9 protein-coding genes are annotated in these 8,995 nt (G+C 70.1%); 7 read left to right on the top strand and 2 right to left on the bottom strand.

Annotation, left to right across the window (positions count from 1 at the left end):
• Window positions 1-129: 129 nt before the first annotated feature.
• Window positions 130-573 (bottom strand): hypothetical protein, encoded by a 444-nt coding sequence (locus tag KBX34_RS32395; RefSeq protein ID WP_088946668.1) that lies wholly within the window; start codon window positions 571-573, stop codon window positions 130-132.
• A 15-nt stretch (window positions 574-588) separates the two neighbouring features.
• Between KBX34_RS32395 and KBX34_RS32390 the strand changes: the two genes are divergently transcribed.
• From KBX34_RS32390 to ispG, 5 genes are all read left to right on the top strand, one after another.
• On the top strand, window positions 589-849 hold the full coding sequence (locus KBX34_RS32390; protein WP_210928903.1) for a hypothetical protein: 261 nt from the start codon (window positions 589-591) through the stop codon (window positions 847-849).
• Window positions 850-1,170: 321 nt separating this feature from the next.
• Complete coding sequence (locus tag KBX34_RS32385) at window positions 1,171-1,815, top strand: Uma2 family endonuclease (protein WP_210928902.1); 645 nt, start codon at window positions 1,171-1,173, stop codon at window positions 1,813-1,815.
• A 43-nt stretch (window positions 1,816-1,858) separates the two neighbouring features.
• A complete protein-coding gene (dxr, locus tag KBX34_RS32380) occupies window positions 1,859-3,070 on the top strand; it encodes a 1-deoxy-D-xylulose-5-phosphate reductoisomerase (RefSeq protein WP_210928901.1) in 1,212 nt (403 codons plus the stop codon).
• Window positions 3,070-4,320: an RIP metalloprotease gene (locus KBX34_RS32375; RefSeq protein ID WP_210792178.1), complete on the top strand. Its 1,251-nt coding sequence runs from the start codon at window positions 3,070-3,072 to the stop codon at window positions 4,318-4,320. Before dxr ends, KBX34_RS32375 begins: the two co-directional genes overlap by 1 nt.
• A 9-nt stretch (window positions 4,321-4,329) precedes the next feature.
• Window positions 4,330-5,502: a flavodoxin-dependent (E)-4-hydroxy-3-methylbut-2-enyl-diphosphate synthase gene (gene ispG / locus KBX34_RS32370; protein WP_088946672.1), complete on the top strand. Its 1,173-nt coding sequence runs from the start codon at window positions 4,330-4,332 to the stop codon at window positions 5,500-5,502.
• A gap of 163 nt (window positions 5,503-5,665) precedes the next feature.
• Here ispG and KBX34_RS32365 read toward each other — a convergent pair whose 3' ends face one another.
• Window positions 5,666-6,256, bottom strand: coding sequence for a PadR family transcriptional regulator (locus tag KBX34_RS32365; protein ID WP_099851240.1), 591 nt, complete (start codon window positions 6,254-6,256; stop codon window positions 5,666-5,668).
• Window positions 6,257-6,492: 236 nt separating this feature from the next.
• Between KBX34_RS32365 and KBX34_RS32360 the strand changes: the two genes are divergently transcribed.
• Together KBX34_RS32360 and KBX34_RS32355 are read left to right on the top strand one after the other, a co-directional pair.
• Window positions 6,493-7,698, top strand: a complete 1,206-nt coding sequence (locus KBX34_RS32360; RefSeq protein WP_307871547.1) for an MFS transporter — start codon at window positions 6,493-6,495, stop codon at window positions 7,696-7,698.
• Complete coding sequence (locus KBX34_RS32355; RefSeq protein WP_210792180.1) at window positions 7,628-8,467, top strand: DUF4081 domain-containing GNAT family N-acetyltransferase; 840 nt, start codon at window positions 7,628-7,630, stop codon at window positions 8,465-8,467. Before KBX34_RS32360 ends, KBX34_RS32355 begins: the two co-directional genes overlap by 71 nt.
• The last annotated feature ends 528 nt before the right edge of the window (window positions 8,468-8,995 follow it).

The following is an 8,995-nucleotide window of genomic DNA, read 5'->3' as shown; positions in this document are numbered from 1 at the left end:
TGTCCGCAGCACGCGGACACCCCGACTTCCGTAAGCCCGAGTCGATCAAGCCTGTGCGTCGCGGAGACACCGCCGCAGTGCCGGCAACGCCACCGCTGCGGCGGCCAGGCCGACGCGGGCCGGCCCCGATCAGGCGGTCGGCACCGGCGCCAGGGCTGCCGCGAGCTCCTCGGCGTTCTTCTTGTCCACCCGCGGGAAGGTCAGGCTGACGCCGTCCCCCGTACCGCCGAAGGCGAGGCGGAGCAGGCTCACAAGGCCCATCTTCGCCTCGGCGAGCTCGACGTGTTCCCGGGGCACCTCGCCGAGAACACCGGTGCCGGGCCCGCCGAGGAAGGTCTGCGGCAGAAAGATCAGCCGCTGGTCGGTGAGCACGACGAACTGCTTCTTGGTCCGCGCCAGCGCGGCACCCGTCGCACCGGCAGCAGCCTGGATCAGCCCCTGAGCGACGGCCGTCCCGAGCCGACTGGCCGAGAAGCTTCCGACCATCGCCCGGGTCGCGGTGACCGGCCGTTCCCCCGGCTTCAGGATCGGCGCCACCCGCTCGAACGCGCGGGCCTGGAGTTTCTGGTTCATGGTGTTCCCCCGTCTGTGACCGTGATCGCCGCTGATGTTACGGAGCAGGCCACGGCGGGCTATCCGTCGATCGGACGCATGATCATGACGGTCGGACGGCAACGGGCCCCGAGTGAACCGCAGGCCGTGATGCCTGTTGCGGGAGAGTGGCGTCATATGGTTCGCGCGTCGATTGATTCTGGTGGCGGCCTAGTTGATATTGCTCGCATAATCAGGCTTCATGGAGAGCCTGGTCAGTACCTTCAGGCGGCAGCAGCATTGCGGCAAGAGTTTTGATTCAAGATTGTTGAAGCCTTGGCTGTTGTGCGTTGGGCTGAGGGGAACGACGACAGCGAAGCATCTCTGTTAGAAATGTGCCGTAAGATCCGAACCGGAATAAGACAGCTCCATTAACCCGGGTGACGTGCTCGGCGTAGCGTCTCCTGACGCTGAACCTCCCTTTCGGTGAGCCAAGGAGAGACTGCTACCGCTCAGCGCTTGGCAACGCACGGAGGGTTGTCCTTGCGGACGCCGGACTCGGTGTGCGACGACGCACAGCTGAGGCTGCGGTGGCTAGGCTGAGCTGAGCAGAATGTCCCGCTGAGGGGGTGAGTCCGGATGGCCCAGGCCGCGTTCGCGCCGGAGCCGGCGCCGCAGCACACCGAGCCGTCGTTCGACGTGCTGCGGTGGCACGACGAGCCGTGGACCGCACAGCTCGCCCTCGACCTGTTGCCGGAGACCAACGGCCCCAAGGTTGAGGTCCTGAGCGGAAGCGTGATCGTGACACCACATGCCGGGTACGACCATCAGGACGCGGAGCTGGACCTCGCCTATCTCCTCAAGCAGGCGGCGCGTCGCGCGAAACTGTGGCTCTATCTTGAGACGAACATCGTCTCGGGCGAGGATCTCTTCATTCCGGACATCGTCATTCTCGATGCGCCCGGCGGCGGTCGCACGACGATGGACATCGGGCACGCCGTGCTTCTGGGGGAGATCGTCTCCCCCGGAAACCGGCGCAAGGACATCATCGACCGCCCACGTGAGTACGCCGCTGCCGGCGTGCCCTTCTTCCTCCGGGTTGACCTGCGCAATCGGGTGCCCACCATCGCGTTGTACGAGCTGACCGAGGGGGAGTACCGCCCGGTGGCTGCCGCTGCGGCGGGGACGCGCTTCGTCATGCGGGAGCCGTTCGAGTTCTCCATCGATCCGGCCGACCTGCTCGGCGAGGAGGCGCTGCCGGACGCGTCGGACGGGGACGCCTGAGGCTCCCAGTGGGCATGCAGCGGGGGTGGGGAAGAATGGCCTCGTGACTTCCCCCCGCGACCTTGTCCTGCTCGGGTCCACCGGCTCGATCGGCACGCAGGCCATCGACATCGTTCGGCGTAACCCCGACCGGTTCCGGGTGGTCGCCGTGGGTGCGGGCGGCGGCAACGTTGAGCTGCTCGCCGCGCAGGCCCTCGAACTGGGCGTCGAGGCGGTCGGGGTGGCCAAGGCGTCCGCCGCGCAAGACCTGCAACTGGCGTTCTACGCCGAGGCGAGCCGGCGCGGCTGGGCCACCGGCGACTTCAAGCTTCCCAAGATCGTGGCCGGTCCCGACGCCATGACCGAGCTGGCCCAGTGGCCGTGCGACATCGTGCTCAACGGGGTGGTCGGCTCGCTGGGCCTCGCTCCTACGCTGGCCGCGCTGCGTGGTGGTCGTACCCTCGCGTTGGCCAACAAGGAGTCGCTCGTGGCCGGCGGCCCGCTGGTCAAGGCCGCGGTGACGCGGCCGGGGCAGATCGTCCCGGTCGACTCGGAGCATTCGGCGCTGGCCCAGTGCCTGCGCTCCGGCTCGCGCCCTGAGGTGCGCCGGTTGATCGTCACGGCCAGCGGCGGCCCGTTCCGAGGTCGGCGGCGCGACGAGTTGACGCAGGTCACACCCGAGCAGGCGCTCGCGCACCCGACCTGGAACATGGGGCCCGTCGTCACGATCAACTCGGCCACCATGGTCAACAAGGCCCTTGAGGTGATCGAGGCACACGAGCTGTTCGACGTGCCGTATGCCGACATCACCGTGATGGTGCACCCGCAATCGGTGATCCACTCGATGGTCGAGTTCGTCGACGGGTCGACGATCGCCCAGGCCAGCCCACCGGACATGCGGCTGCCCATCGCGCTGGGCATCGGCTGGCCGGACCGGGTGCCGGAGGCGTCCAGGGCGGTGGACTGGACGGCCGCGCACACCTGGGAGTTCGCGCCGCTGGACGACGAGGCGTTCCCGGCCGTCGCGCTGGCCAAGGCCGCAGGGGAGGCCGGGCGTTCCCGGCCGGCGATCTACAACGCGGCGAACGAGGAGTGCGTGGCGGCGTTCGTGGCGGGCCGGCTGCCGTTCCTCGGCATCGTCGACACCCTCGAACGCGTGTTGGAGGACGCTCCGGACTTCACCGAACCAGGTACCGTCGAGGACGTGCTCGCGGCCGAGTCGTGGGCACGCGCGCACGCGCAGGAGATCATCGCGGGTTCGGTGGAAGGAGCTTGATGTCGTACCTGCTCGGGGTGGTCCTCTTCGCCCTGGCCATTCTCATCTCGGTGAGCCTGCACGAGGCGGGTCACCTGCTGACCGCCAAGGCGTTCGGGATGAAGGTCACGAAGTTCTTCGTCGGTTTCGGCCCCACCGTCTGGTCGTTCCAGCGAGGCGAAACCGAGTACGGCGTCAAGGGCATCCCGCTCGGCGGCTTCTGCAAGATCGTCGGGATGACTCCGCAGGACGACGACGTCGAGCCGGGTGACGAGTCGCGGGTGATGTGGCGCTACCCGGTCTGGAAGCGGACGATCGTGATGGCCGCCGGCTCGGTCACGCACTTCGCGCTCGCCCTGATCACGATCTGGATCCTCGCCGTCTCCGCCGGCCTGCCCAACCCGGACTTCCCGACCACCGACGCGCAGGCCCGCCAGGAGCCCGCGGTCATCCAGCTCAGCGATTGCGTGGTCCCGGAGAACGCGGTCCGAGCGTGCACGAGCGCCGACGCGGCCAGCCCCGCCGCGCAGGCGCAACTGCGCAACGGTGACCGGATCACCTCGGTCAACGGCACGCCGGTCAACTCCTATGGCGACCTGCTCACCACGCTGCGCGGGCTCAAGCCGGGCGACACCGCGCAGATCGCGTACGTCCGCGATGGGCAGCCGGGCACCACCAGCACGGTGCTCGCGCAGACCCAGCGTCCGCCGCTGGACAACCCGACCGGTGCCGCCGCGCCGGTGGCCGCGCTCGGCGTCGGGCTCGTCCCCAGCACGCCCACCCGCGTGACGTACGGGCCGGTCGGCGCCTTCGGTGCCACCGCCGACTTCACCGGTGAGCTGGCCGTCGGCACCGTGAAGGCGCTCCAGCGTCTCCCGCAGAAGGTCCCCGCCCTGTGGACCGCCCTCACCGGCGGCGAGCGGGACGTCGACACCCCGATCAGTGTGGTCGGCGCCAGCCGACTCGGCGGCGAGGCGGTGGAGAACAACGCCTGGCTGGTCTTCTTCATGCTCTTCGTGTCGCTGAACTTCTTCATCGGCGTGTTCAACCTGCTGCCGCTGCTCCCGGTGGACGGCGGCCACATCGCCATCGCCTGGTTCGAACGGGCCCGCTCCTGGGTCTACGCGCGGATCGGGCGGGCCGACCCCGGCCGGGTGGACTACCTCAAACTGATGCCCTTCACGTACGTGGTGATCCTGATCGGTGGCGCGTTCACGCTGCTGACCATCGCCGCGGACGTGGTCAACCCCATCACGCTCTTCTCAAGGTGAGTGCCTGAAGTGACCGCAATCAGTCTCGGTATGCCAGCCGTGCCGCCCCCGCCGCTCGCTCCCCGTCGGGCCAGCCGCCAGATCATGGTCGGTTCGGTGCCGGTCGGCGGCGGTGCGCCGGTGTCCGTGCAGTCGATGACCACGACCCTCACCTCCGACATCAACGCCACCCTCCAGCAGATCGCCGAGCTGACCGCGTCCGGCTGCCAGATCGTCCGGGTGGCCGTGCCGTCCCAGGACGACGTCGAGGCGCTGCCCGCGATCGCCAAGAAGTCGCAGATCCCGGTGATCGCCGACATCCACTTCCAACCCAAGTACGTCTTCGCGGCGATCGACGCCGGCTGCGCGGCGGTCCGGGTCAACCCCGGCAACATCCGCCAGTTCGACGACAAGGTCAAGGAGATCGCCCGCGCCGCGGGGGCGGCGGGGGTGCCGATCCGCATCGGCGTGAACGCCGGCTCGCTGGACAAGCGGCTGCTGTCCAAGTACGGCAAGGCCACCGCCGAGGCGCTCGTCGAGTCGGCGTTGTGGGAGTGCTCACTGTTCGAGGAGCACGGCTTCCGCGACATCAAGATCTCGGTCAAGCACAACGACCCGGTCGTGATGATCCGCGCGTACCGGCAGCTCGCCGAGCAGTGCGACTACCCGCTGCACCTCGGTGTCACCGAGGCCGGCCCGTCCTTCCAGGGCACCATCAAGTCGGCGGTCGCCTTCGGCGCCCTGCTCGCCGAGGGGATCGGCGACACCATCCGGGTGTCGCTGTCCGCCCCGCCGGTGGAGGAGATCAAGGTCGGCAACCAGATCCTGGAGTCGCTGGGCCTGCGCGAGCGGGGCCTGGAGATCGTCTCCTGCCCGTCCTGCGGGCGGGCCCAGGTCGACGTCTACAAGCTCGCCGAGGAAGTCACTGCCGGTCTGGAAGGGCTGCCGGTGCCGCTGCGGGTCGCCGTGATGGGCTGCGTCGTCAACGGTCCCGGCGAGGCACGCGAGGCCGACCTGGGCGTCGCCTCGGGCAACGGCAAGGGCCAGATCTTCGTCAAGGGCAAGGTCGTCAAGACGGTGCCCGAGGCGCAGATCGTGGAGACGCTGATCGAGGAGGCGCTGCGGATCGCCGACGAGATGGGCGCCGAGCTGCCCGAGGAGCTGCGCGGGCTGATCACCGGCCCGACGGTCACCGTGCACTGATTTTCCAGTTGGAAAAAGCGGCCGTTCCCTCGGGGGAACGGCCGCTTTTGCTTGCATCCCGGCCCCGTCGGTGCGGGGCGTGGTTGGTGTGCGGTGGATGCGGCTCGCGTCACTGCGGGGCTCGCGTCACTGCGGTTTCGCCTCGCGGTGGTGCGGGCCGGTGTCACTCGGATTCGGCGAGGATCGCGTACAGCTTGCGCCGCGTCTCGTCGAGCACCTGGGCGGCCCGCTCACGCTGGTCGTCGGTGCCGTTCATCATGACCTGTCGTAGCGCGTTCATCGCCTGCGCGCCGGAGTCGCGGATGTCGTGCCAGCTGCTCACCGTGCCCTGGGCGACGTCCGCCCACGCCGGGGTCTGCGCCGCCTCGGTAGCCTCGGCCTGACCGGCCTCGGTGACCGTGAACCGCTTCCGTCCGCCGCCGGACTCCTCCGTGCTGGCGACGATCACGCCCTCGTCCTCCAACAGTTGGAGGGTGGGGTAGATCGAGCCCGGGCTCGGCCGCCACGCGCCGCCGGTGCGGGAGTCGATCTCCTGGATCATCTCGTAACCGTGCATCGGCCGCTCGGTGAGCAGAGCCAGCACGGCCGCCCGGACGTTGGGGCGTCGGCCCCGACCCCGTCCACGGCCCCGACCGCCCCAGGGGCCGCCGTGTCCGTGCTCGCCATGTCCGTGCGGGCCGGGCGGAACCGGCGGGAAGCCGAACCCACGCATCCGAGCCTCGTGCATCGGGTGGTGCTGTCGATGGAACCTCATCGGGTTCTCCCTCTCTTCGTACTGTCGCTGATGCATCAACGATATATCGGCAATGCATCGTCGACAAGTGGCTCTTTACAAACCGTACGTACGTCTTGTTAGGGTGTCGGTCATGCGCCTGCTTCCCCCACCGGGCCCGGCCCGGGTCCTCACCCTCGGCACCCTGGTCAAGACCGTCGTGGCTCGTCGCCAGCGCGCTCTTCCTGACCCGGTCGGTCGGCCTGTCGGCGACCCAGGTGGGCATCGGCCTGACCATCTCGGCCCTCGTCGGCGTGCTGGCCAGCACACCCAGTGGCTACCTGGCCGACCGGGTCGGCCCGCGTGGCGTACAGGTCGGCGCGTTGTTCGCCGCCGGCACCCTCACCGTCGGCCTCATCGCCGTCCGGTCGTTTCCCACGTTCGTGCTGGTGGGAGCCGCCACGGCGCTCGCCGACGCGGTGGAGCGCGGTGCGCGGGGCGCGCTGATCGCCGGAGCGATCCCGGCCGACCAGCGGGTACGCACCCGCGCCTACCTCAGGGCCACCACCAACGTCGGGATCTCCGTCGGCGCGGTCCTCGGCGGCTTCGCCATCGCCGCCGACACCCGCACCGGGTACGTCGCGCTGATCCTGGCTGCGGCGGCGGCGTCGCTGGCCGCAGCGGTGGTCTTCATCCGACTGCCCAGCATCGCCCCGGTCGCCGCCCCCGCGCACGGCCCTCGACTGGTCGCCCTGCGGGACCGCCCGTTCCTTGCCTTCACCCTGGTCGACGGGCTGATGTCCATGCACTTCAGCCTGCTCACCATCGCTCTGCCGCTGTGGATCGCCGGGCACACCCGGGCGCCCATCTGGATGATCTCCGCGTTGACCCTGGTCAACACCGTGCTGGTGGTGCTCCTCCAGGTCCGCGCCGCGGGCGCCGCCGCCACCCTGCCCGGAGCCGCCCGTGCCGCCCGTCGAGCGGGGGTGGCCATCGCCCTGGCCTGCGTACTCTTCGCCGCCAGCGGCGCACTGCCCACGGCCGGTGCCGTCGGCCTGCTTGCCTGCGGTTCGGTCGCCCACGTGACCGGGGAGCTGTGGCACTCCGCCGCCGGCTGGGGGATCTCCTTCGGGCTGGCGCCAGCGGACGCCCAGGGCCAGTACCAGGGGGCGTACGGCATGGGCTACGAACTGGGCAAGATGCTCGCGCCGGTGGTGGTGACCACCCTCGCGCTCGGCTGGGGCGTACCGGGCTGGTTCGTGCTCGGTGGCCTGTTCCTCCTGCTCGGGGCACTGGTGCCCCCGGTCGTCCGGTGGGCTGGTCGAACCCGGCCGCTCAGTGAGCCGACAGAGCAGGTGCCAGCCTTGTCACTCGACCGGCGGACCGGGGGGTCGATCTGGCAGGCTGGGAGTCGTGCTGACGGTGCCGGTACGCCAACTGGGGGAATCGGAGCGCCGCGCGGTCGAGCGACTACTCGACCATGACCCGTTCGCGGGCGCGCAGGTCGCCGAACGGATCGCCGCGCGCGGCCTCTCGTGGTGGCGGGCCGAGGGCAGAATCCTGGGGTACGGGGCACGACGCAACCTCGAATCGCTGTGCTGGCTCGGCGGCAACCTGACGCCGGTGCTGGCGAGCGACGCCGCGGTGGCCGCCTTCGCCGACCTGCTCGCGGGCGAGGAGCGGTTGTGCTCGTCCATCGTTGGTCGGGCCGACGCAGTGCTCGGGCTGTGGGACCGGCTCTCCGACACATGGGGGCCAGCGCGAGACGTCCGCCCCAACCAGCCGCTGCTGGTCGCCGACTCCCTGCCACCCGTACCGGCCGACCCGGAGGTACGCCAGGTCCGCTCCGGCGAGGTCGACCGGCTCTTCCCCGCGGCAGTTGCCATGTACACCGAGGAGGTCGGCGTCTCCCCACTGGCCGAGGACGCCGGGCGCAGCTACCGCCGGCGGGTCAACGACCTGGTCCGCGCTGGTCGGGCGTACGCCCGCTTCGTCGACGGCAAGGTCGTGTTCAAGGCCGAGTTGGCCGTGGTGACGAAGCGGACGGCGCAGGTCCAGGGCGTCTGGGTCGCACCCGAGTGGCGTGGCCGAGGGATCGCCACAGCCGCCATGGCAGCCGTGGTCCGCGACGCGTTGCTGCGGGTCGCCCCCACTGTCAGCCTCTACGTCAACGACTTCAACCTCCCGGCCCGCCGGGTCTACGAACGCTGCGGCTTCCAGCCGGTCGGCACCCTCGCCACGGTCCTCTTCTGACCCTGGCCGGGCGCCCTGTGCCGAGCGCGGGTGCCGCACCGGCCACCGGCACCGGGTGCGGGGCGCCACGTATGCCGCACTGGACACCGGACGCCGTGTGCCGTGTGCCGCATTCTGCGTGCCGGGTGCCGGGTGCCGCACTCGGACACCGGACGCCGCGTGCTGTGCCGCGTGCCGCGTGCCGCACCGCCCCGCCAGCACCTGGGCCGCGCGGATCTGCCGAGTCCCCGCGGCCCCGGCGCACCCCTGCCGGGTGCCGAGGGGGCGATCTCTGCCGCGTCGTCAACGCGAGATCTTGGACAGTTTCCGTTATCGGCTAACGGAAAGTGTCCAAGGTCTGCCGGGTCTCGTTGTCGGTGTCGTTGTGGTTGTGCGGGATATGCCGCTGGCCGGCACCCCCGGGGGTGCCGGCCAGCGGTCGGGTCGTTCAGTGTTGGTGTCAGCTGTTCCAGTGCTGGGCGACGAGGTCGGTGGCCTGCTGTTCCCACTGGGCGTAGGCGTCGGGGTAGGCGGAGACCTGGACGGTCT

It is taken from the genome of Micromonospora sp. M61 (assembly GCF_018070245.1).
Classification (GTDB): domain Bacteria; phylum Actinomycetota; class Actinomycetes; order Mycobacteriales; family Micromonosporaceae; genus Micromonospora; species Micromonospora zamorensis.
This window is presented reverse-complemented; position numbering and strand designations above follow the sequence as displayed.

What these genes read in the sequence shown, in the direction of transcription:
- KBX34_RS32395 (WP_088946668.1), bottom strand. Translation starts at nt 573, where the DNA reads ATGAACCAGAAACTCCAGGCCCGCGCGTTCGAGCGGGTGGCGCCGATC.
- KBX34_RS32385 (WP_210928902.1), top strand. Translation starts at nt 1,171, where the DNA reads ATGGCCCAGGCCGCGTTCGCGCCGGAGCCGGCGCCGCAGCACACCGAG.
- KBX34_RS32375 (WP_210792178.1), top strand. Translation starts at nt 3,070, where the DNA reads ATGTCGTACCTGCTCGGGGTGGTCCTCTTCGCCCTGGCCATTCTCATC.
- KBX34_RS32365 (WP_099851240.1), bottom strand. Translation starts at nt 6,256, where the DNA reads ATGAGGTTCCATCGACAGCACCACCCGATGCACGAGGCTCGGATGCGT.